The organism is Streptomyces sp. NPDC088354, assembly GCF_044753585.1.
Lineage (GTDB): Bacteria > Actinomycetota > Actinomycetes > Streptomycetales > Streptomycetaceae > Actinacidiphila.
Genome location: NZ_JBIVNJ010000005.1, coordinates 365,637 through 386,839 on the forward strand (window position 1 = coordinate 365,637; position 21,203 = coordinate 386,839).

17 protein-coding genes are annotated in these 21,203 nt (G+C 73.4%); 9 read left to right on the forward strand and 8 right to left on the reverse strand.

The genetic code is table 11. From position 1 onward, the window contains the following. Positions 1-67: 67 nt before the first annotated feature. A complete protein-coding gene (locus ACIP98_RS11665; RefSeq protein ID WP_319658934.1) occupies positions 68-1,486 on the forward strand; it encodes a glycoside hydrolase family 47 protein in 1,419 nt (472 codons plus the stop codon). Positions 1,487-1,522: 36 nt separating this feature from the next. Here ACIP98_RS11665 and ACIP98_RS11670 read toward each other — a convergent pair whose 3' ends face one another. Together ACIP98_RS11670 and ACIP98_RS11675 are read right to left on the reverse strand one after the other, a co-directional pair. Next, on the reverse strand, positions 1,523-2,011 hold the full coding sequence (locus ACIP98_RS11670) for an OsmC family protein (RefSeq protein WP_401975214.1): 489 nt from the start codon (positions 2,009-2,011) through the stop codon (positions 1,523-1,525). A 2-nt stretch (positions 2,012-2,013) separates the two neighbouring features. Next, complete coding sequence (locus tag ACIP98_RS11675; protein WP_401975215.1) at positions 2,014-2,697, reverse strand: GntR family transcriptional regulator; 684 nt, start codon at positions 2,695-2,697, stop codon at positions 2,014-2,016. 138 nt (positions 2,698-2,835) lie between these two features. Here ACIP98_RS11675 and ACIP98_RS11680 point away from each other — a divergent pair, with 138 nt between their 5' ends. Continuing rightward, on the forward strand, positions 2,836-3,288 hold the full coding sequence (locus ACIP98_RS11680; protein WP_319658932.1) for an ATP-binding protein: 453 nt from the start codon (positions 2,836-2,838) through the stop codon (positions 3,286-3,288). A 93-nt stretch (positions 3,289-3,381) separates the two neighbouring features. On the opposite strand, the gene ACIP98_RS11685 is transcribed toward ACIP98_RS11680, so the two are convergent. Beyond that, positions 3,382-4,419 (reverse strand): DUF2637 domain-containing protein, encoded by a 1,038-nt coding sequence (locus ACIP98_RS11685; RefSeq protein ID WP_319658931.1) that lies wholly within the window; start codon positions 4,417-4,419, stop codon positions 3,382-3,384. Between the two features lie 421 nt (positions 4,420-4,840). Between ACIP98_RS11685 and ACIP98_RS11690 the strand changes: the two genes are divergently transcribed. Both ACIP98_RS11690 and ACIP98_RS11695 read left to right on the forward strand, forming a co-directional pair. Further along, on the forward strand, positions 4,841-5,659 hold the full coding sequence (locus ACIP98_RS11690) for a GntR family transcriptional regulator (RefSeq protein ID WP_319658930.1): 819 nt from the start codon (positions 4,841-4,843) through the stop codon (positions 5,657-5,659). A gap of 251 nt (positions 5,660-5,910) precedes the next feature. Beyond that, positions 5,911-6,852, forward strand: coding sequence for a polysaccharide deacetylase family protein (locus tag ACIP98_RS11695; RefSeq protein ID WP_401975217.1), 942 nt, complete (start codon positions 5,911-5,913; stop codon positions 6,850-6,852). Positions 6,853-7,131: 279 nt separating this feature from the next. Here the strand turns inward: ACIP98_RS11695 and ACIP98_RS11700 are convergent, their stop codons facing one another. The 3 genes from ACIP98_RS11700 to ACIP98_RS11710 all read right to left on the reverse strand — a co-directional run bounded on the left by ACIP98_RS11700 (position 7,132) and on the right by ACIP98_RS11710 (position 10,560). Continuing rightward, complete coding sequence (locus ACIP98_RS11700; protein WP_319658928.1) at positions 7,132-7,902, reverse strand: hypothetical protein; 771 nt, start codon at positions 7,900-7,902, stop codon at positions 7,132-7,134. A 267-nt stretch (positions 7,903-8,169) separates the two neighbouring features. Next, complete coding sequence (locus tag ACIP98_RS11705; RefSeq protein ID WP_319658927.1) at positions 8,170-9,621, reverse strand: aldehyde dehydrogenase; 1,452 nt, start codon at positions 9,619-9,621, stop codon at positions 8,170-8,172. Positions 9,622-9,720: 99 nt separating this feature from the next. Beyond that, complete coding sequence (locus ACIP98_RS11710; protein ID WP_401975221.1) at positions 9,721-10,560, reverse strand: oxidoreductase; 840 nt, start codon at positions 10,558-10,560, stop codon at positions 9,721-9,723. Positions 10,561-10,754: 194 nt separating this feature from the next. Here ACIP98_RS11710 and ACIP98_RS11715 point away from each other — a divergent pair, with 194 nt between their 5' ends. Next, positions 10,755-11,300: a TetR family transcriptional regulator gene (locus ACIP98_RS11715; protein ID WP_319658925.1), complete on the forward strand. Its 546-nt coding sequence runs from the start codon at positions 10,755-10,757 to the stop codon at positions 11,298-11,300. A gap of 21 nt (positions 11,301-11,321) precedes the next feature. Here the strand turns inward: ACIP98_RS11715 and ACIP98_RS11720 are convergent, their stop codons facing one another. Then, on the reverse strand, positions 11,322-12,968 hold the full coding sequence (locus tag ACIP98_RS11720) for a PucR family transcriptional regulator (RefSeq protein WP_401975223.1): 1,647 nt from the start codon (positions 12,966-12,968) through the stop codon (positions 11,322-11,324). 267 nt (positions 12,969-13,235) lie between these two features. Here ACIP98_RS11720 and ACIP98_RS11725 point away from each other — a divergent pair, with 267 nt between their 5' ends. From ACIP98_RS11725 to ACIP98_RS11740, 4 genes are read left to right on the forward strand one after another with little or no spacing between them, the layout of a single operon-like run. After that, complete coding sequence (locus ACIP98_RS11725; protein WP_319658923.1) at positions 13,236-14,135, forward strand: FAD binding domain-containing protein; 900 nt, start codon at positions 13,236-13,238, stop codon at positions 14,133-14,135. After that, the gene (locus ACIP98_RS11730; protein ID WP_319658922.1) at positions 14,126-14,686 is read left to right on the forward strand and encodes a (2Fe-2S)-binding protein; all 561 of its coding nucleotides are present in this window, start codon (positions 14,126-14,128) and stop codon (positions 14,684-14,686) included. The genes ACIP98_RS11725 and ACIP98_RS11730 overlap by 10 nt, the downstream gene beginning before the upstream one ends. Before the next feature lie 5 nt (positions 14,687-14,691). Beyond that, positions 14,692-17,073: a xanthine dehydrogenase subunit D gene (gene pucD, locus ACIP98_RS11735; RefSeq protein ID WP_401975226.1), complete on the forward strand. Its 2,382-nt coding sequence runs from the start codon at positions 14,692-14,694 to the stop codon at positions 17,071-17,073. 23 nt (positions 17,074-17,096) lie between these two features. After that, the gene (locus tag ACIP98_RS11740; RefSeq protein WP_319658920.1) at positions 17,097-18,236 is read left to right on the forward strand and encodes an XdhC/CoxI family protein; all 1,140 of its coding nucleotides are present in this window, start codon (positions 17,097-17,099) and stop codon (positions 18,234-18,236) included. Here ACIP98_RS11740 and ACIP98_RS11745 read toward each other — a convergent pair. After that, positions 18,220-20,973 carry a SpoIIE family protein phosphatase gene (locus ACIP98_RS11745; RefSeq protein WP_401975228.1) on the reverse strand — a complete coding sequence of 918 codons (2,754 nt, stop codon included), beginning with the start codon at positions 20,971-20,973 and terminating at the stop codon, positions 18,220-18,222. The genes ACIP98_RS11740 and ACIP98_RS11745 overlap by 17 nt on opposite strands. Positions 20,974-21,203: the final 230 nt, after the last annotated feature.

A 21,203-nucleotide genomic window follows, 5' to 3' on the forward strand; every position in this document is an offset into this window, starting at 1 on the left:
CGGATGGATTCCCCGTCAATGCGGCGGTGTCCCGTAACGCCCGCAAGACGGACGGGGTTTTCGGGGCATGAGAAAACTCGCGCGTCCCGGCGGACTCTCTCGGCGCAGGCTGCTCGGAGCAGCCGCCGCTCTCGCCCCTGTCACCATGGCCTCGTCGCTGCCCCTGTCCGGTACGGCCGCTGCCGCCGCCCCCGACCCCTACGCGGGGCTCGCCCAGGAGGCCGTCACCGCGTTCCGCAGCGCCTGGGACGCCTACCGGCGCCTCGCCTGGGGACGGGACGAGCTGCGCCCGATCAGCGGCACCGGCTCGGACTTCTTCATCCCCGGCAGCACCCTCGGCCTGACGATCATCGAGGCGCTGGACACGCTCTACCTGATGGAACTGGACGACGACCTGGCCGCGGGCGTCGCCTGGGTCAAGAACGACCTCGTGCTCGACCAGGACGCCCCTGTCCAGGTCTTCGAGACGATCATCCGGCTGGTGGGCGGCCTGCTCTCCGGTCACCTGGCCACCAAGGACCCGGTCCTGCTCGACCGGGCGCGGGACCTCGCCGACCGCCTGCTGCCCGCCTTCACCCGGTCGCCCACCGGGGCCCCGTACCGCTACGTCAACCTCTCCACCGGCGCCGTGCGCGGCAAGGAGAACAACCTCGCCGAGATCGGCACCTGCATCACCGAGTTCGGCGAGCTGTCCCGGCTCACCGGCGACCGGCGCTACTACGACGCGGCCAAGAAGGCGTTGCGCGCCGTCTACGACCGCCGCTCGCGGATCGACCTGGTGGGCACGGCGCTGAACGTCGAGACCGGCGCGTGGACCGGCACCACCGCCACCCTCGACCCGCCTGTCGACTCCTTCTTCGAATACCTGTGGGACGGCTGGCAGCTGTACCGCGACCAGGACCTGAGGACCTGGTACACCACGCTCACCGCCGGCGTCTTCCGCCACCTGGCCGAGCGGCGCGACGGCCGGCTCTGGTTCCGCCAGGCCGACATGACCACCGGCCGCACCACCGGCCACTACCAGTCGGAGCTCACCGCCTTCTACGCCGGACTGCTCGCCCAGAGCGGCCGGATCGCCGACGGGGAGGCCTACCACGACAGCTGGGCGGCCGTGATCGCCGCCCACCGCCTGCCCCCGGAGATGATCGACTACACCACCCTGCGCGCCGTCGACGCCTCCTACCCCCTGCGTCCCGAGTACGTCGACTCCTGCCTCTTCCTCTGGCTCATCACGAAGAAGGAGCGCTACCGCGCCCGGGCGGCGGACATGTTCCAGCGGCAGAAGAAGTACTGCAAGGTCCGCAACGGGTACACGGCCATCGCCGATGTGACGACCCGTCCGATGAAACAGGCGGACCTCACCCCGGCGTACTGGTTCAGCGAGAACGCCAAGTACTACTACCTGCTCTTCGCCCGGGCGCGCCGCTTCGACTACGCCTCCAACTACCTCACCACGGAGGGCAACGTCCTGCGCGGGCTGCGCTGACCGTGCCCGTGACGCCGGCGGTGCCGACCGGCCGGCTCAGCCGGCGACGGCCACGTCCGCCTCGTGCCGGACCGGGAAGTTGACGGAACTGGCGATGAAGCAGAGCCGGTGGGCGTCCTCGTGCAGCGCGACGGCGGCGTCCACCATGGCGGCCGAGGCGACCTCCACGCGGGGCCGGAGCACGGCCTCGGTGAAGTGGCCGCCGCCGTCGCCGGTTTCCCGCAAGGTGGCCTCGGCGCGGTCGGTGTAGGCGGTGACGACCACTCCCGCGACCGTGCACACATGCAGGTAGGAGAGCATGTGGCACTGCGACAGGGCGGCCAGCTGGAGCTGTTCGGGGTTCCAGCGGGCCGGGTCGCCGCGGAAGGCGGGGTCGGAGCTGCCGGGGATCACCGGCACCGGCAGGCCGGGCGCGGAGACCTCGTGCTCCCTGCCGTAGGCGCGGTACGCGCTCGTCCCCGAGCCGCGGTTGCCGCTCCAGGCGACCTCGATGGCGTAGGTGTGCTGCTTGCTGATGTCCGGCACGGCTAACGCGTCCTCTCGTGTGGGTCGTCGGTGCGGTCGTCCGCCGGCGCCCCGGCCCGCTCGGAGGCGGCGCAGGTGTCGGCCACATGCTCACGGGCGGCCGCGTGCGCCTCCGCCTCGCGGCCCGCGACGACGGCGGCGAGCAGCCGGCGGTGCTGGTCGGCGACCTGGTCGGGTCGCTCCGGTGCGGCGAGGGACAGACGGGTGGAGACCTGGATCTGGTCCCACAGCCGGTCCAGCGTGCCGGCCGCCACCGGGTTCGCCGACAGGGCGGCGATGCCGCTGTGGAAGCGCCGGTTGTGCCGGACCGCTTCCTCCAGGCGCCCTGCCGCCGTGGCCTCCTCGGCCTGCGCCGCCACGCGTTCCAGCGCGGTCAGTTCGGCGGGTGCCACCTCCCCGCGCCGCTGCCGCCCGGCGGCCAGTTCGGCGGTGAGCGCCTCCAGGGCGCCGCGTACCTGGTAGGTGTGGCGCAGCGCCTCCGGGCCCAGTTCGACCACGCTCACCCCGCGCCCCGCCGAACGCACCAGGCCGTCCGCCACCAGCGCGCGGAACGCCTCGCGCACCGGTGTACGGCTCATCGCCAGCGCCGCGGCCGTCTCCAGCTCGGTCAGGCGCTGGCCGGGGGCGTACACCCCGTCCAGGATCAGTTCCCGCAGCCGCCGATGGGCGGCGTCCGTCTGCTGCACCCGGCCACTGTATCCATTGCATGCAATGGATACAAGAGCGCAGTGTCCACGGCCCATGACTGGAAGTGGCCGCGCCGGGGCATGCATTGCGCGTAGATGTTCGACCCCGGAAGGGCGCGAGCTGCCGGAGCGGAGCCGATGGAACGTCAGCCTGCGCAGGCGAGCGACCGGGAGGCCGGGGACACCACCGAAGCGCACCACCTGCACCGTCCGCTCCAGCACGCCGACCTGCCGGCGGTGGCGGACGTCCGCAGGCTGCTGCGCGAGTCCTTACGGGACTGGGGCGTCCCCGCCCTTGCCGACACCGCCGTCCTGCTCACCACCGAACTCGTCACCAACGCCCTGCGGCACACCGACCGGGGCGCCGTCCTCACCGCGACCTTCGCACCGGCCCCGGCGCACCGACTGCGCGTGGAGGTACGCGACTTCACCTCCCGCCATCCCCGGCTGCGCGCGCCCTCGACACGCGGCACCTCCGGACGCGGCCTGCAGCTCGTGCAGTCCCTCGCCGACGCCTGGGGCGTTCACGCCGAGGGGGACGGTTCCGGGAAGGTCGTGTGGTTCGAACTGGACGCGGCCTCGCCGTCCTGACGGAACGTCGATCCACTCGCCCCGCAACGCCGCTGCCCCGGCCGGGAAGACCCGGCCGGGGCAGCGATGTGACGCGAGGAGGTGCGGGGGGAATCAGCCGTACTGGCGCTCCAGATCCGCCAGCTTGCGCTCGAGGGAGTCGAGCTTGGGCAGCGCCATGGTGTCGTCCTCGGCGGTGAGGTCGATGGTGGTGCGCAGCGCCTCTTCACGGACGGGCGACAGCGCGGGACGGGAGCGCGAGGGCAGTTCGGCCTTCTCCGGTTCTATGGCAGGCTCCGCGGAGGCCTGGGTGCCGGCGGGGTTGGAGCCGGGCAGTTCGTACTTGCTGCCGCCGCGGTTCCAGACGCGGTGCTGCCGGTTGATGGCCTTGATGCGCGCGCGCTCCAGCCGTTCGTGCTCGCGGCGGCGCATCGCCTCCTGGTCCTTGCGGACCCGCTCGTCGCGGACCTCCTCGACGGCCTCGTCCAGCGTGCGGACGTTCTCGAGCAGCATCAGGGACCAGGCGCCGTAGGTCTCGCGCGGGGCGCGCAGCCAGCGGACCATGCGGATCTGCGGCAGCGGGCGCGGGATGAGGCCCTGCTCGCGCAGGGCCGCGCGACGGGTCTGCTTCAGGGCCCGGTCGAAGAGCACCGCCGCGGAGAGCGACATGCCCGCGAAGAACTCCGGGGCGCCGGCGTGGCCGCCGCCGCGCGGGGCGTGCACCCAGTTGAACCAGGCCGCGGCGCCCGCGAACAGCCAGACCAGGATGCGCGAGCCGAGGGCCGCGTCGCCGTGGCTGGCCTCGCGGACGGCGAGCACGGAGCAGAACATCGCGGCGCCGTCGAGACCGAAGGGCACCAGGTACTCCCAGCCCCCGGACAGGCCCAGATTCTGCTGGCCGAAGCCGACCAGGCCGTGGAAGGACAGGGCCGCCGCAACCGAGGCACAGCCGAAGAGCAGGACGTAGGAGGCCGTGCCGTACATGGCCTCCTTCTTGCGGCGCCGCTCCTCCGAACGCTCCCAGGAGTCGCCCTGGGCGGCCTCCTCCTTGCGGGCCTTGCGGTTGCGCAGGAACACCGCCGCGGCGGCGAGGACCGCCACGCACACGGCGCCCGAGAGCGTCCAGTCAAGCGTTATGTCCGTAAATCTCATACGTGCGATTCCTTGCGTCGCAGTACCGTCGCGCTCGGGCCGCGAGACGGCGTTCGCGCGACATCCTGGCGAACGCCTCGGGCGCGTGAAGCGGTTTCGGGACAAGAGAACGCCAACGGAGTGGTGGCGTGGGGAGAGACCGACAGAATACTCGAACTGAGGAGCGTTCTTAGCGCAGTTGACCTAGCGAAGTTCCGGGCCGACCTGGCGCCGGGCCCCTCGGCGGCGGAGTCCGGGAAGCCGTGCCGGGCGGCCCGGACAAAAGATCCACACGAGGTGGTACCGGCCTTGCCTCGCTTCCGGGGGCACGGCGGGAGGTACCTTCTCGAAGCAGGTCGTGGAGAGTGGTGCAATAGAGGGCGGCGCGCACCGAACGTAGGAGTGCGCCAGGCGCACACCGATCCGTCCGAAGGAGCCCCCCGTGGAGTACGCCCCCCGAGCCGCGCGGCGCCCCGAGGCGGCCGCCGCAGCGGCCCCAGGGCTGCCGCCCGGCCACGACGAACTCGTCCGGGGTGCCCATCCGCATGCCGAGCCCCGCCAGGAGACGGGGTCCCGTCGGGACGCCGCACCGGGCCGGGCCGAGGCGCTGCCCCGGCCGCGCCGGATGCCCGAGCGGCACTCCGTGCGCGACCAGGTCCTGCGGGCGCTGCGCGGCGCCCTGGTGACCGGCGAGCTGCGGCCGGGCGCCGTGTACTCCGCCCCGGCGCTCGCCGAGCGATTCGGGGTCTCGGCCACACCCGTCCGCGAGGCCATGCAGCTGCTGGCCCGGGAAGGCGCCGTCGAGGCCCTGCCCAACAAGGGCTTCCGGGTCGCCGAGCGCAGCCGCCGGGACCGCGCCGAACTCGCCGAGGTGCGCGCGCTCCTGGAGGTCCCCGTCGTGCTGCGGCTGGCCCGCACCGTGCCGCCCTCCCGCTGGGAGCAGTTGCGGCCCCTGGCCGAGGCCACCGTCGCTGCCGCCGCGCTCGGCGACCGCGTCGCCTACGCCGAGGCCGACCGGGCCTTCCACCGCGCGCTCCTGGAGGTCTCCGGCAACCGGCAGCTCGTCGCCGTGGCGGAGGAACTGCACCGCCGTGCCCAGTGGCCCGTCGCCGAGGACCACGCACGCGCCGGCGGCGGCCCTCGCGGCATCCGCGCCGAACTCGTCGCGGACGCCGGTGAACACGCCGCGCTCCTGGAGGCCCTCGTCGGTGGGGACATCTCCGAGGTCGAGGCCCTCGCCCGCGGCCACTACGGCGGCTGAAGAGGCCTCCCGCCCGTTCGGGGCGTGTGGTTCCCGTCACATACGGCGGGTGAATGTGGGGAACCTGTCGGGAACCGTTCCTGTTCCCGTGGTCCCGCGCGGAATTCTCGGCGGGCCGGCCGGAACGCGATAAACTTTTCACGCCCGCCCAATGGACCGCATTGGGCGCCCGTTTCGCCGCTTTCGGGCGGTCCCGGGGAACGGGCCGCCCCCGCCGTTCCGCGGAAATAGCGTGCGTATACGGTTCGTGCATGAATCATGGATATCTCCGGCCATTGCGCGGGCGGGTGCTGCGCCGACGGAATTCGCTGCTCGGCGCGGCTCTCGGCGCACTCGTCATCACCACTGCCCTGACCGGATGCGCGAAGGACAGCGGTGCGGCGGCCGGACAGGGGGTACGAGCGCCCGCCTCCGGGCCCGACGCGGCCGGTTCGCCGATGAGCGGGTCCCTGCCGCCCCTCTCCCCGAGCCCGTCGGCGCCGGCGGTGGACGCCTGGGCGAAGTGGGGGCTGAAACCGCTGGCACCGGCCCCGGGGCCGCCGGCCGTCAAGCCGGTCCGACTCACCGCGCACGGTCCGGTCCCGGTGATCTCCGACGTGCCGACCAAGGAGAAGATCGTCTTCATAACGATCGACGACGGCCAGGAGAAGAGTCCCGCGTTCGTGCGGATGCTGAAGGATCTGAAGGTCCCCGTCACCATGTTCCTCACGAATGACGCGATCAAGAGCGACTACGGGTATTTCACACAGCTCCAGGGGCTGGGAAACCATATCCAGAACCACACCCTGCACCACCCGGAGATGAATCGGCTGTCGCCCGCCCGGCAGCGCGCCGAGATATGCGGGAACCAGGAGATCCTCGCTCAGCGGTACGGCTCGGCCCCCCTCCTGTTCCGCCCGCCGTACGGTGCCGGCGCGTATGGGGACTCCCTCAACGCGGCGGTGCGGCAGTGCGGTCCGGGGGCGATAGTGCTGTGGCGTGAATCCATGCAGATCAAGCAAATGCAGTATCAGACCGCGGACAAGCGTCTGCGCCCTGGGGACATCATCCTCGCGCATTTCCGCGGCCCCGCGGAACTCAAGGGCGTCACCATGACGCACATGTTCGCCAACATGCTCCGCCACATCCGCGAACAGGGTTTCACCGTGGCCCGCTTGGAGGACTACATCCAGGCTCCGCCCGCCGGGCAGTGAGCGCCCGCCCCGTCGCGCGAGCCCGAAGCGCGGTCCGCGGCCCGCGTGCCGGCGCCCGCCGCGGCTGAATCGAGGCGCCGCGGCCGGCATGGAAGCCTGGAGCCCGGCCGCCGGACGCCCGCGACCCCCGGCACGGGGGTCGCGGGCGTTCTCTTCCGACCGCCGGCGCCGTCGCCTGCGGCGATGTGATCGCTCATCACCCGATGGGGTGAGCGGCTGCGCGCGACGAGCGCCGCGCACACCTCCCCCGGGCCGTCCTCCCTGCCAGGGCCGCCGCTCCTAAGCGGCCCCTTCGGCGTCCAGGGTCTCCGCGAGCCACACGGGTACGCCGCCGAGCAGCCGGAACAGCCGCGCGGCCTCGGCCCGCAGCCGGGCCGCCTCCGGCTCGGGCTCGACGGTCGCCAGGGCGGCGAGGGCCGGGGCCGTCCCGATGAGGTACCCCGTCTCGACGCGCAGCCGCAACGACTCCGCGAAACCGTGCCGGGCAGCGGTGACGTCGCCGTCGCGGGCCGCCAGCCCCGCCAGGTGGCCACGGGTGAAGGAGGTCAGCAGCGCGTCGCCGTGCGCCTCGGCCCCGGCGTGCGCGCGCAGGTAGGAGGCCCGGGCCGCCGTCGCGTCGTCGCCCAGCTTCTCGGCCACCAGGCCCCGGCGGAAGTCCAGCAGCGGCCGTCCGGGCGCACCGGGCTCCAGCAGCGCGGCACTGCGCATCAGGGCGGCCCGCGCCTCGTCGGCCCGGTCCCGCGGGCCGAAGAGGGTCACCAGGTACGCCAGATTCCCCCGTTCGCAGGAGGCCTCACCGCGCTCGTTGTCCGTCCGGGCCAGGGCCTCCGCCGTGCGCAGCGCGTCCTCGGCCTCCGCCCAGCCGTCGAGGGTGTACATGCACCGCTCGATCAGCAGCGCCGCCCGCCGCGTGGCGACCTCCGGCCGTTCGGCCGCGTACGGCGCCAGCAGCGCCGCGGCCTCCGTCCAGCAGCCCCGGCCGCGCAGCCGTGCCACGTCCGGTGGCGCACCGCCGCCTTCGGCCGTCGGTCCCACCTCTGCGTCCGACATGGCGGTGTCCGCCACTTGCCCTCCCGAAGCGCGTCATCGAGCCCGTTGGGCGAAGTCCAGCACGGCACGGGGTGCCGCGCCAAGAGGGCGGACACGGCTTGATCGCGGCGCGCCCCGCCGCACGCGCTCCCTGCGGCCCCTGCGGACCGGGCCGGATCGCCCGCCGGGTGCCGCCCAGCGACTCACGGTCCGCAACTGACCAGCAGTGGAGGCGAGTTCACCGCCAGTCCGGGCCGGCTCCCCGGCCCGCCGGGCGGGGGAGTGCGCCTAACGGTTGCGGGTGATCGATTTGTGCTCGACGTAGCCGGTCAGGCCGACCTTGCCGTACTCGCGGCCCACGCCACTCGCCTTGTAACCGCCGAACGGGCCGTCGAAGCTCATCGGCGAGCCGTTCAGGGTGACCGTTCCGGTCCGCAGCCGGCGGGCGACGGCCAGGGCCCGCTCCGGGTCCGCCGACCAGACGCCGCCGGACAGGCCGTACTCGGAGTCGTTGGCGATCCGGACGGCGTCGTCCTCGTCGTCGTAGGCGATCACGGACAGGACCGGGCCGAAGATCTCCTCCTGGGCGATGCGCATGGAGTTGTCGACGTCGGCGAACACGGTCGGGGTGACGTAGTGGCCCTTCTCCAGGCCCTCGGGGACCCGCGGGCCACCGGTGACCAGGCGGGCGCCCTCCTCGATGCCGACGTTGATGTAGTCGATGACCCGCTCCTGCTGGTCGCGGCGGATCATCGGGCCGATGAACGTGTCGGGGGCGGACGGGTCGCCGACCTTCAGCGACTCCACCATCTCCTTCACCGCGGCGACGACCTCCTCGTACCGGCTGCGCGGCGCCAGGATGCGGGTCTGCAGGATGCAGGCCTCGCCGTTGTTGGCCATCGCACCGAAACGCAGGCCCCGCACCGCGGCCGCCAGGTCGGCGTCCTCCAGGACGAGCGCGGCCGACTTGCCGCCCAGTTCCAGGCCGACCCGCTTGAGGTGCTCACCCGCGATCGAGGCGATACGCCGTCCGGCGCGCGTCGAGCCGGTGAAGGAGATCTTGTCCACGCCCGGGTGCGAGACGAGGTACTCGCTGGTCGCGCGGTCCGCGGGCAGGACGCTGAGCACGCCCTCGGGAAGCCCCGCCTCGTGCCACAGGTCCGCCAGCAGCATCATGCTCAGCGAGTTCTCCGGGGAGACCTTCAGCACGACGGTGTTGCCGGCCAGCAGGGCAGGCACCAGCTTGGCGGTGGCGGCGGAGAACGGCGAGTTCCACGGGATGACGGCGGCGACCACGCCGATCGCCTCGCGCCGCACGATGGTGTCGAAGGCCACCGACGGATCGGACGGCTCGACGACCTCCTCCCAGCCGAACTCCTCGGCCGCCTTCAGATAGGCCTCCACCTGCCGGGTCAGGAACGGCTGGCCGGCCTTGGTGAACCAGCCCGCCGAGCCGTTCTCGGCGGATATCGCCGCGGCGACCTCGTCGGCACGCGCCGCGCGCAGGGCGTCGTAGCGCCGGACGATCTCCTGCCGTTCCTCGGGCGTGCTGTGCGGCCAGGGTCCGTGGTCGAAGGCCTGCCGGGCCGCGGCGACGGCCGCGTCCACATCGGCGGGCGCGGCCTGCGCCACGCTGCCCAGCAGGGACCGGTCGTGCGGGGAGAGGATGTCGAGCAGCAGGTCCGGGTCGCTGGGCGCGACCCAGGAACCACCGATGTAGAGCTTGTCTCGGACGGTCATGTCTGTGTGTTCCTTCGAACGGGACGTGGTGGGAAAGGTGGTGAAAAGGGGGCGGCCAGGGGGACGCGGCACACCTCCGGACAGGGTCCTGGCCTGCCGTCAGCCCGTGGGGCAGTCCGTGGACCGGCTGACCTCGGCCCAGCGCTGCGCCTCGGCGAGACGGCCCTGCTCCGAGGCGATGGCGATGCCCAGGGCGTCGCTGCCGAGCAGAAGCCGGCGCGGGGGTTCCTCGGCCTCGACCGCGGCGATGATCGCGCGGGCCATGCGGTCCGGATCGCCGGGCTCGTTGCCGGCGTACTCGGCGAACCTGGCCAGCCACGCGCCCACCGTCGGCTCGTAGTCGGGGGTCACCGGACCGGACGGCTTCGCGGCCCCGGCGGCCCAGCCGGTGCGGATGCCGCCCGGCTCGACGATGGTGACCCTGACGCCGAACGGTGCCACCTCGCCCGCGAGGACCTCGGAGAAGCCCTCCACGGCGAACTTGGCCGTCTGATAGGCGCTGAGGCCGGGGGTGCCGCCGACGCGTCCGCCGATGGAGGAGATCTGCACCACGTGCCCGGACCGCCGGCGGCGCATCACCGGCAGCACCGCCCGGGTCATATGGACCACGCCGTAGAGGTTGGCCTCCACCTGCGCGCGGAACTCGTCCTCGGGGAAGTCCTCGATCGAGCCGGTGGTGGCGTAACCGGCGTTGTTGACCAGTACGTCGACCGCGCCGAACCGCTCCACGGCCCGTGCCACCACCTCCCGGGACTGCGACGGGGAGGTGACGTCCAGGGCCACCGCCTCCAGGCGCCCGGGGTACTCGGCCCTCAGCCAGGCCAGGGACTCCGGCGTGCGTGAGGTCACCACGACCTGGTCGCCGGCCTCCAGCGCCGCCAGGACCAGAGCCTTGCCCAGTCCCTGCGAGCCACCGGTGATCAGCCACGTCCGTGCCATTGCGCGTTCCTCGTTTCATCGACATGTCGTCTCGGAGGCTGTGCTGCCGCCCGCGCCGCCTTCCTCCGACGGCCACTCCAACGTAGATGGTTTTCCAAGAAACGCAACATGAGTGTTGCGATACAGAGACGTGTTGCATCTCACCGGCAACTTTTGCCGGGTCAAGTGATGCCGAACGGTAGAATCGCCGGATCATGAGAGCTGACGCCGCACGCAACCTGACCGCCGTGCTCCAGGCCGGGGCCCGTCTCCTGGCCGAGGACCCGGGCACCTCCATGGCGGCCATCGCGGCGGCGGCGGGAGTGGACCGCACGACGGTCCACCGCCGCTTCGCCAACCGAGAGGCCCTGCTCAGCGCCGTCTTCCAGGCCAAGCTCGACTCCGCGGAACGCGTGCTGGACGAGGCCCGTCTGACCGAGGCACCGGTCCAGGTCGCCCTCCACCGCTACCTGGAGGGGATCATCCCCGTCAGCCGCCAATGGCCCGTCGACACGCGGCGCATGATGCAGAAGGACCCCGGGTCCCGCGTCCGCCGCGAGGAGCAGAGCGCACGGCTCGACGCCTTCGTCCGGCGCGCCATCGACGAGGGCTTCCTGCGGGCGGACGTCGACGCGGCGTGGGCGCGGGCGGTCCTCGACGGTCTGGTCGACTCCGTCGCCCACCGCTTCCCCGACGTGGACCCCCCGCGGGCCGCCGACCTCGTCGCCGCGACCCTCCTGAACGGCCTCGGCGCGGCCTGACCGCGAGCGGGCCGAGCGGGGTCAGCTCATCCGCAGGGCGAGGAAGAAGTCGACCTTGTCCTCCAGCCGGGACAGGTCACGGCCCGTCAACTGCTCGATGCGACCGATCCGGTAGCGCAGGGTGTTGACGTGCAGGTGCAGCCGGTTCGCGCAGCGCGTCCAGGAGCCGTCGCATTCCAGGAACGCCCCCAGGGTGGGGATCAGCTCCGCGCGGTGCCGCTGGTCGTACGCCCACAGCGGGTCCAGCAGCCGGGCCGTGAAGGCGCGGCGGACGTCGTCGGGCACGAAGGGCAGCAGCAGGACGTGGGAGGCCAGTTCCTCGTGGCCCGCGGCGCACACGCGGCCGGGGCGGGCGGCGGCGACCCGGCGGGCGTGACGGGCCTCCTCCAAGGCGCCGCGCAGCCCGTCGGCGGAGTGGACGGCGGCACTGACGCCTATGGAGAGGCGGCCGTCGCCGTCGAGGCCGCGGGTGAGGGGGGCGCGGAGCATGCCGAGCAGCCGCTGTGCGGAGAGCTCGGGCGCGGGGCCCCCGGTGTCGACGGAGGAGAGCGGGACGAGTGCCAGAGCCTCGTCGCCCGCGTGGGCCACGGCGATGCGGTCCGCGGGGTCCGAGCCGACCGCGGTGGGATCGACGAGGGCCTCCTCCAGCAGTGCCTGGGCCACCGGCCCGGACGGCACGCCGCCGCCCGTCCAGTCGACGCGGGCGACGACGATCTGCCAGTGGGGTGCCGCGCCGAGCCCCGGCGCGAGCACCGGAGCGGCGACCCGCAGCCGCGCGGCGATCTCGGACGGGGGCGCGCCGGCCTGGACCAGGTCCATCACCTCCGCGGCGAGCCGCCGCCGCACGGTCCGGGAGGCGTCGCGGCGCTCGCGTTCGACGGAGATGAGCTGGGTGACGCCATGGAGCAGGTCGAGCCGCTCGGCGGGCCACTCGCCGGCGTCGGCGTCGACGGCCAGGAACCAGTCGGAGAGCAGGGTGGCCCGGACGTCGGCCGCCGGGTCGCCGCTGCGGATCGGGAAGAGGGAGAAGGGGCGGCCCGCCGCGTACGCGCGGTGCGGGGCGGGCCGCCCCGTCCGGGACGCGGCGAGGTGCTCGCCGGCCAGTTCGGCGCGGACCGGCGCGGGCAGCGGGTGCCCGGACCCGGCGATGCGGCGCCCGGTCGTGGACAGCACCCAGGCACGCAGGTCCAGGTCGCTGCCGAGCAGGTCGAGGACGGCGTCCGGGCCCCCGCCCGCAGGACCCGAGGCCATCAGCCGGCGGTGCCGCTCGACGACGGCGGCCAGGTCGCCCGCGCGCTCGGTGGAGACCTGCCGTACGACGTGCTCGGTGATGGAGGCGAACGACACGTCCTCGTCCACCGCGAAGAGCGGCAGCCGGTGCCGGGCGCAGGCCAGCACCAGGTCGTCCGGGACGGGGCCGAGCTCGGCCTCGCCCGCCGCGAGGCCCGCGACCCCGGCCGCGGTGAGGATGCGGACGAAGCGTTCGGAGTCGGCGGGCTCGCGGCGCCAGGCCAGACCGGTCAGCACGAGCTCGCCGCCGGTGAGGTAGCGGCTGGGGTCCTTCAGGTCGGTGGTCATCACCCCGCGGACGGTGCGGTCGAGTTCCTCCTCGCCGCCGAGCAGCCGCAGGCCGAGGGCATCGGTGTCCAGGAGTGCGCGCAGCCGCATCGTCGTCGCCTTGTCTCGTCCGCCTCCGGTCCGGGGCGGTACCAGGGTGGCGCCCGGTGCATTGCGTCGGTGTTGCCACCACGATGCCGACAGGTTTCCGGTCCGCGATGTTCGGAGGAATCTACAAGGCAAGCCTACCGACCAGCCAAGTGCTTCATGTGTTCGGTGACTGCACCCGGACGGGTGCCTGGAAGTGTACTGAGTCACATCGCGTGAACAGGAGATGTGGACGAGCCATCCCGATCCTCGACGAGAAGAGAGCACCGCATGGACTTCCTGCGTCCCGCGAGCTGGGAGGAGGCGCTCGCCGCGAAGGCGGAGCGTCCCTCGGCCGTGCCCATCGCGGGGGGTACCGACGTGATGGTCGAGATCAACTTCGACCGGCGCCGCCCCGATGTCCTGCTCGACCTGAACCGCGTGGCCGAGCTCGAGGAGTGGGAGGTGGGGGAGAGCACCGTGCGGCTGGGCGCCTCCGTTCCCTACTCCCGCATCATGGAGCACCTGCGGCCGCAGCTGCCGGGCCTGGCCCTGGCCGCCCACACCGTCGGCTCCCCCCAGATCCGCAACCGCGGCAGCGTCGGGGGCAACCTCGGCGCCGCCTCCCCGGCCGGCGACGCGCACCCGGCGCTGCTGGCCGCCGGCGCCGAGGTCGAGGCCGTGTCGGTGCGCGGCACCCGGATGATCCCGGTCGAGGAGTTCTACACCGGTGTGAAGCGCAACGCGCTCGCCCCGGACGAGCTGATCCGCGCCGTCCACATCGACCGTGCCGACGGCCCCCAGCAGTTCTCCAAGGTCGGCACCCGCAACGCGATGGTCATCGCGGTCTGCGCCTTCGGCCTCGCCCTGCACCCCGCCACCCGCACGGTGCGCACCGGCATCGGATCGGCGGCGCCCACCCCGATCCGCGCCACCATCGCGGAGGAGTTCTTGAACGCGGCCCTGGAGGAGGGCGGATTCTGGGACAACGGCCGGATCATCACGCCCTCCGTGGCCCGGCAGTTCGCCGAGCTGGTGGCCGCCTGTGCGAGCCCCATCGACGACGTACGCGGCAGCGCCGCCTACCGGCGCCACGCACTGACCGTCATGGCCCGCCGCACCCTCGGCTGGACGTGGGACGAGTACCGCGGCAGCGCCCGCGGAGGGAAGGAGGGCCCCCGATGCGCGTGACCTTCACCGTCAACGGCCGCCGCCAGGAGGCCGACGACGTCTGGGAGGGCGAGAGCCTGCTGTACGTCCTGCGCGAGCGGATGGGCCTGCCCGGCTCCAAGAACGCCTGCGAGCAGGGCGAGTGCGGCTCGTGCACGGTCCGCCTGGACGGTGTCCCGGTGTGCGCCTGCCTGGTCGCCGCCGGACAGGTGCAGGACCGGGACGTCGTCACCGTCGAGGGGCTGGCTCAGTACGCCAAGGAGCGCGAGGCCGGCGCCCCCGCCGGCGGCACCGGCCTGGACACCGCCCAGCAGTGGCAGGCCCACCCCGGCGACGCGGACACCGTACTGTCGCCCGTCCAGCAGGCGTTCCTCGACGCCGGCGCCGTGCAGTGCGGCTTCTGCACCCCCGGCCTGCTGGTCGCCGCCGACGAACTGCTGGAGCACAACGCCCGGCCCACCGACGCCGACATCCGCGAGGCGCTGTCCGGCAACCTGTGCCGCTGCACCGGCTACGAGAAGATCCTCGACGCGGTCCGCCTCGCGGCCGCCCGCACCGGGGCGGAGGACTGACCGCGATGGGCGTGACCCGTACCCCGAGGCCCACCACCCAGGGCAGTGCGACCAAGGGCGGCGTCGGCGAGTCCACGCTGCGCCCCGACGGCCTGCTCAAGACCACCGGCGAGTTCGCCTACGCCTCGGACCTGTGGCACGAGGACATGCTGTGGGGGCACACGCTCCGCAGCCCGCACGCGCACGCCGAGATCGTCGCCATCGACATCTCCGCCGCCCTCGCGCAGCCCGGCGTGTACGCGGTCCTCACCTACGAGGACCTGCCGACCCGGGTGAGGCACTACGGGCTGGAGATCCGGGACACCCCCGTCCTCGCCCACGGCCGGGTCCGCCACCAGGGCGAGCCGGTGGCCCTGGTGGCCGCCGACCATCCGGAGACCGCACGCCGCGCCGCCGCGAAGATCCGCGTCGAGTACCGGCCGTTGCCCGTCGTGGTGGACGAGGCCACGGCGACCGCACCGGACGCGCCCCTCCTGCACGAGGGCCGCACCGACCACCACGTCGGCCACGTCCCGCACCCCAACATCGTGCACCGGCAGCCGATCGTGCGCGGGAACGCCGAGGAGGCGGCCCGGCGCGCCGACGTCGTCGTCACCGGCGACTACGAGGTCGGTATGCAGGACCAGGCCTTCCTCGGCCCAGAGTCGGGACTCGCCGTCCCGGCCGAGGACGGCGGCGTGGACCTGTACATCGCCACCCAGTGGCTGCACGCCGACCTCCGCCAGATCGCCCCGGTCCTCGGGCTGCCGGAGGACAAGGTGCGCATGACGCTCTCCGGAGTGGGCGGCGCCTTCGGCGGGCGCGAGGACCTGTCGATGCAGATCCACGCCTGCCTGCTGGCGCTGCGCACCGGCAAGCCCGTGAAGATGGTCTACAACCGCTTCGAGTCCTTCTTCGGCCACGTCCACCGGCACCCGGCGAAACTCCACTACGAGCACGGCGCCACCCGCGACGGCCGGATCACCCACATGAAGTGCCGGATCGTGCTCGACGGCGGCGCCTACGCCTCCTCCTCCCCGGCTGTCGTCGGCAACGCCGCGTCGCTGGGCGCCGGCCCGTACGTCATCGACGACGTGGACATCGAGGCGATCGCGCTGTACACCAACAACCCGCCCTGCGGCGCCATGCGCGGCTTCGGCGCCGTCCAGGCGTGCTTCGCCTACGAGGCGCAGATGGACCGGCTGGCCGCCGCACTCGACATGGACCCGGTCGAGTTCCGGCAGCTCAACGCCATGTCGCAGGGTGCGGTCATGCCCACCGGTCAGGTCGTGGACTCCCCGGCGCCGGTCGCCGAACTCCTGCGCCGCGTCAAGGCGATGCCGATGCCGCCGAAGGCGCAGTGGCAGGGCGCGGGCGGCGCGGTCGACGTGCGCGCCCTGCCGGGCGGGCTGTCCAACACCACGCACGGCGAGGGCGTCGTGCGCGGCGTGGGCTACGCGGTCGGCATCAAGAACGTCGGGTTCTCCGAGGGCTTCGACGACTACTCCACCGCCCGGGTCCGGCTGGAGGTCGTCGGCGGCGAGGCCGTCGCGACCGTGCACACCGCGATGGCCGAGGTCGGCCAGGGCGGGATCACGGTGCACGCGCAGATCGCCCGCACCGAGCTCGGCGTCACCCAGGTCACCATCGAACCGGCCGACACCCGGGTGGGTTCGGCCGGTTCGACGTCCGCCTCCCGGCAGACCTACGTCACCGGCGGCGCGGTCCGGCACGCCTGCGAGGCCGTGCGCGAGCGCGTCCTGGAGCGGGGCCGGGCCAGGTTCGGGACGTACCACCCGGCCTGGGCCAACGCCGAACTGCTCCTGGAGAGCGGCAAGGTGGTCACCGACGGCGGCGAGGTGCTGGCCCCGCTGGCCGAGGTCCTCGGCGACGAGGCCGTCGACATCGAGCTGGAGTGGCGGCACCGCCCGACCGAGCCGTTCGACCTGCGCACCGGTCAGGGCTCCGGTCACGTCCAGTACTCCTTCGCCGCGCACCGCGCGGTCGTGGAGGTCGACACCGAACTGGGGCTGGTGAAGGTCGTGGAACTGGCCTGCGCCCAGGATGTCGGCAAGGCACTGAACCCGCTGTCGGTCGTCGGCCAGATCCAGGGCGGCACGACCCAGGGCCTGGGCCTGGCCGTCATGGAGGAGATCATCGTCTCCGACCGGGCCGAGGTGCGGAACCCGTCCTTCACGGACTACCTGATCCCCACCATCCTCGACACGCCGCCCATCCCCGTCGACGTGCTCGAACTCGCCGACCACCACGCCCCGTACGGGCTGCGCGGCGCCGGCGAGGCGCCCACCCTGTCCTCCACCCCGGCCGTCGTCGCCGCCATCCGCGCGGCGACCGGACTGCCCCTCAAGCGCGTTCCGGTACGGCCCGAGCACCTCACCGGGATGTGACACAGGGTCAAGGAGCCTCCGCCATGCTGGACATCGCCGCCGAACTGCACCACTGGGCCGGGCAGGGCAGGCCGTTCGCCGTCGCGACCGTCGTCGCGGTCGGCGGCAGCGCCCCGCGGCAGCCCGGCGCCGCCCTGGCCGTCGACGCTGGGGGCGCCGCCGTCGGCAGTGTGTCCGGCGGCTGCGTCGAAGGGGCCGTCTACGAGTTGTGCCGGGAGGTGCTGGAGTCCGGCGATCCGGTGCTCCAGCGCTTCGGCTACGCCGACGACGACGCCTTCGCCGTCGGCCTGACCTGCGGAGGCGTCATCGACGTCCTCGTCCAGCGGATCGACCCGGGCGCCGAGCCGCATTACGCCGCGGCGCTGGCCGCTGCCGTCGCGGGCGACGCGGCCGCGCTGGCCAGGGTCGTACGGGGCCCGGCCGCGCTGCTGGGCAGGGGACTGCTCGTGCGCCCCGGCGGGGCGTACGAGGGCACCCTCGGCGACCCGCGCCTGGACCGCACCGCGGCCGCCGAGGCCCACGCGCTGCTGGACGCCGGACGCACCGCCGCCGCGTACATCGGCGCGGACGGCAGCCGCTGCGGCGAACCGGTGACGCTGCTGGTCGAGTCCGCCGTCCCGCCGCCGCGCATGCTGGTGTTCGGCGCCGTGGACTTCGCCGCCGCCCTGGTGCGGGTCGGCAGGTTCCTGGGGTACACCGTGACGGTCTGCGACGCCCGTCCGGTCTTCGCGACCGCGCGCCGCTTCCCCGACGCGGACGAGGTGGTCGTCGACTGGCCGCACCGCTACCTCGACCGGACCCCGGTCGACGGTCGCACCGTGGTCTGCGTGCTCACCCACGACGCCAAGTTCGACGTGCCGCTGCTGGAGCGCGCCCTGCGGCTGCCGGTCGGGTACGTCGGTGCCATGGGCTCCCGCCGCACCCATGAGCAGCGTCTGGAGCGGCTGCGCGCGACGGGCCTGAGGGAGGAGGAACTCGCCCGGCTGCACAGCCCCATCGGGCTCGACCTCGGCGCCCGCACCCCGGAGGAGACCGCGCTGTCCATCGCCGCCGAGATCGTCGCCCACCGGCGTGGCGGCTCCGGTGTGCCCCTGACCGGGGCGCACACGCCCATCCACCGCGACGACACCGTGCCGGCGGTGCCCGTCACTCCGGCGGCGTGACCGGCGCGAGTGCCTGCTCCGCCCAGATGACCTTGCCCTGGGCGGTGTAGCGGGTCCCCCAGCGTTCGGCGAACTGGGCGACGAGGAAGAGCCCCCGGCCGCCCTCGTCCGTGGTGGCCGCGTACCGCAGGTGCGGCGCGGTGCTGCCGGCGTCGGAGACCTCGCAGATGAGGGCGCGGTCCAGGATCAGCCGGACGTGGATGGGCTCGGCCCCGTAGCGGATGGCGTTGGTGATCAGCTCGCTCAGCAGCAGCTCGGTGGTGAAGGAGAGCTCCTCCAGACCCCAGGCCGCCAGTTGCCGTGCCACCGACGCCCTGACACCGGAGACCGCCGCCGGGTCGCCGGGCACGTCCCACTCGGCGACCCGGTCGCCGTCCAGCACCCGGGTCCGGGCGACGAGCAGGGCGATGTCGTCCTCGGGATCGGACGGCAGCATCGCGTCCAGCACGTCACGGCAGATCGCCTCGGGGTCCCGGCCCGGCCGCTCGGCCAGCACCCCGCGCAGCTGCTCCAGGCCCTCGTCGACGTCGCGCTCGCGGTCCTCGACGAGTCCGTCGGTGTACAGGACCAGGGTGCTGCCCTCGGGCAGCGCCAGCTCCACCGCCGTGAAGGGCATCCCGCCGAGGCCCAGCGGCGGTGCCTGGGGCAGTTCGGGGAACTCCACCGCGCCGTCGGGACGCACGACGGCGGGCAGCAGATGCCCGGCGCGGGCCAGGGTGCACACCCCGGAGACCGGGTCGTAGACCGCGTAGAGGCAGGTGGCGCCGGAGACCACGGCACCGGTGCCACCGGGCCCGGCGCCGGAGGCGGCGTCCGGGTCCGCGTCCGCGTCCGCTTCGGGGAGCGCGTCGGGCTGGTCCATCCGGCCGACCAGTTCGTCCAGGTGGCTCAGCAGCTCGTCGGGGGGCAGGTCCAGGGCGGTGAAGTTGTGCACCGCCGTGCGCAGCCGCCCCATCGTGGCCGCCGCGTGCAGGCCGTGGCCCACCACGTCCCCCACCACCAGGGCGACCCGGGCCCCGGGCAGGGCGAGCACGTCGAACCAGTCGCCGCTCACCCCCGCCTGCGCGGGCAGGTAGCGGTAGGCCGCGTCGATCGCGTTCAGCCGGGGAAGTTTCTGCGGCAGCAGACTGCGTTGCAGGGTCTCCGCCATGGTGTGCTCGCGGGTGAACCGTCGGGCGTTGTCGATGCACACCGCCGCGCGTGCCGCCAGCTCCTCGGCCAGCGACAGGTCCTCCTCGTCGAAGGGCAGGGTCTCCTGGGAACGCCAGAAGTTGACCATGCCGAGCAGCACGCCGCGTGCGCTCAGCGGCGCGCAGATCAGGGAGTGGATGCCGAAGGAGATGATCTTGGCGTTGCGCTCCGGGTCCTGCCGCTGCCAGCGCGGGGAGTCCGGGAGGCACGGTTCCAGGACCGCCCGGCCGGTAACCAGCCCGGCGGCCTGCGGACTCGACGGCTCGACCACCACCGGGTGCCCCTCCGGGCCCAGCGGCGGGTCCGGGCGGACCCCGTTCACCGCCACCCGGCGCATCGTCACCGCCGGGCCGGGCCGCAGCGGCTCCTCGCCGTGCAGCACCGGTTCGGCCAGGTCCACGGTGACGTAGTCGGCGAAGCGCGGGACGGCGATCTCCGCGAGCTCCTCCGCGGTGCGGGTGACGTCCAGCGTGGTGCCGATCGCCACGCTCGCGTCGTACAGCAGCCGCAGCCGGGTCCTGGCCGTCTCGGCGCGGCCGGACAGGGCGCGCAGCTCGGTGGCGTCGCGCAGGGTGGCCACGGAGCCGGGCGGGCCGCCGTTGCGGTCGGTGGGCCGGTTGTTCAGCACCAGGAGGCGGTCGCCGGCCGGCAGCACCTCGTCCGTCACGGTCCGGCCCGAGGACAGCAGCTCGTGGGCCCGCTCGTCCAGGCCGAGGTCGCCGACCAACCGGCCCTCGGAGTCCGCGGGCAGCCGGAGCAGCCGCCGCGCCTCGTCGTTGGCGAGCTGCAGCCGGCCGTCCCCGTCGAAGATGAGGACGCCCTCGCGGACCGCGTGCAGCACCGCGTCGTGGTGCTCGTACATGCGGGTCATCTCCAGCGGCCCGAGGCCGCCGGTCTGGCGCAGCAGCCGTCTGCTGATCAGCCAGGTGCCGCCCATGGCGAGCGCCATCGCCACGGCCGCGCTGCCCAGCAGGATGGGCAGCATGTGGTTGACCACCCCGCTGACCTTGGCGATCGTGATGCCCGCGGACACGATGCCGACGACCTTGCCCTGCGCGTCGAACACCGGCACGTTCGCCTGGATGAGCGGCCCGAGGGTGCCGGTGACGGTCTCCGTCACCACCTCTCCGTGCAGCGCGGGGCCGATGTCGCCGACGAACTTCTCGCCGATGCGGTCCGGTACGGGATGGGTGTACCGGGTCCCCTCGGTGTCGGTCACGACGATGAAGTCCACACCGGAGCGTTTGCGGGCCTCCTCGGCCCGCGGCTGGAGGGCCGCCGAGGGGTCCGGCGACGTCAGCGCCTGGGCGACCCCTGGGGCGCTGGCGAAGGCGGTGGCCACGGCCACCGAGCGGTGGCCCACTTCCAGCCGGCTGTCGTGCTGCGCCTGGACGAGCAGTTCGACCACCGCGGCGGCGACCAGCAGGAGCACGACCACGACCTGCAGCAGGAACACCTGACCGGCGACACTGCGTCCGGCCAGCAGAACGCGCAGGCCCCGGGCCGGCGGTTTTCGCGAGGCCTGCTGGTCGATGGGGCCCGCCATAGGGCTATGTCTACACGCACGGAACCGATGAGGCGACTGGTACGCCGGAGTACGTTCGGCGACCGACCGTCCGCCCGTACGGGACCGCCGGGGCACCGCCGGACGGGACCGGCGGTACCGTCCGGCGGCGGGTGCGCGGTGGTCAGCCGCGCAGGGGGGCCAGGGCGCGGCTCCAGGCGACGACCTCGTCGATGAGGGTCGACAGGGTGGCGGCCTGGTGCTCGCCGGGG

What these genes read in the sequence shown, in the direction of transcription:
- ACIP98_RS11665 (WP_319658934.1), top strand. Translation starts at nt 68, where the DNA reads ATGAGAAAACTCGCGCGTCCCGGCGGACTCTCTCGGCGCAGGCTGCTC.
- ACIP98_RS11680 (WP_319658932.1), top strand. Translation starts at nt 2,836, where the DNA reads ATGGAACGTCAGCCTGCGCAGGCGAGCGACCGGGAGGCCGGGGACACC.
- ACIP98_RS11685 (WP_319658931.1), bottom strand. Translation starts at nt 4,419, where the DNA reads ATGAGATTTACGGACATAACGCTTGACTGGACGCTCTCGGGCGCCGTG.
- ACIP98_RS11695 (WP_401975217.1), top strand. Translation starts at nt 5,911, where the DNA reads ATGAATCATGGATATCTCCGGCCATTGCGCGGGCGGGTGCTGCGCCGA.
- ACIP98_RS11700 (WP_319658928.1), bottom strand. Translation starts at nt 7,902, where the DNA reads ATGTCGGACGCAGAGGTGGGACCGACGGCCGAAGGCGGCGGTGCGCCA.
- ACIP98_RS11705 (WP_319658927.1), bottom strand. Translation starts at nt 9,621, where the DNA reads ATGACCGTCCGAGACAAGCTCTACATCGGTGGTTCCTGGGTCGCGCCC.
- ACIP98_RS11710 (WP_401975221.1), bottom strand. Translation starts at nt 10,560, where the DNA reads ATGGCACGGACGTGGCTGATCACCGGTGGCTCGCAGGGACTGGGCAAG.
- ACIP98_RS11715 (WP_319658925.1), top strand. Translation starts at nt 10,755, where the DNA reads ATGAGAGCTGACGCCGCACGCAACCTGACCGCCGTGCTCCAGGCCGGG.
- ACIP98_RS11720 (WP_401975223.1), bottom strand. Translation starts at nt 12,968, where the DNA reads ATGCGGCTGCGCGCACTCCTGGACACCGATGCCCTCGGCCTGCGGCTG.
- ACIP98_RS11725 (WP_319658923.1), top strand. Translation starts at nt 13,236, where the DNA reads ATGGACTTCCTGCGTCCCGCGAGCTGGGAGGAGGCGCTCGCCGCGAAG.
- ACIP98_RS11730 (WP_319658922.1), top strand. Translation starts at nt 14,126, where the DNA reads ATGCGCGTGACCTTCACCGTCAACGGCCGCCGCCAGGAGGCCGACGAC.
- pucD (WP_401975226.1), top strand. Translation starts at nt 14,692, where the DNA reads ATGGGCGTGACCCGTACCCCGAGGCCCACCACCCAGGGCAGTGCGACC.
- ACIP98_RS11740 (WP_319658920.1), top strand. Translation starts at nt 17,097, where the DNA reads ATGCTGGACATCGCCGCCGAACTGCACCACTGGGCCGGGCAGGGCAGG.
- ACIP98_RS11745 (WP_401975228.1), bottom strand. Translation starts at nt 20,973, where the DNA reads ATGGCGGGCCCCATCGACCAGCAGGCCTCGCGAAAACCGCCGGCCCGG.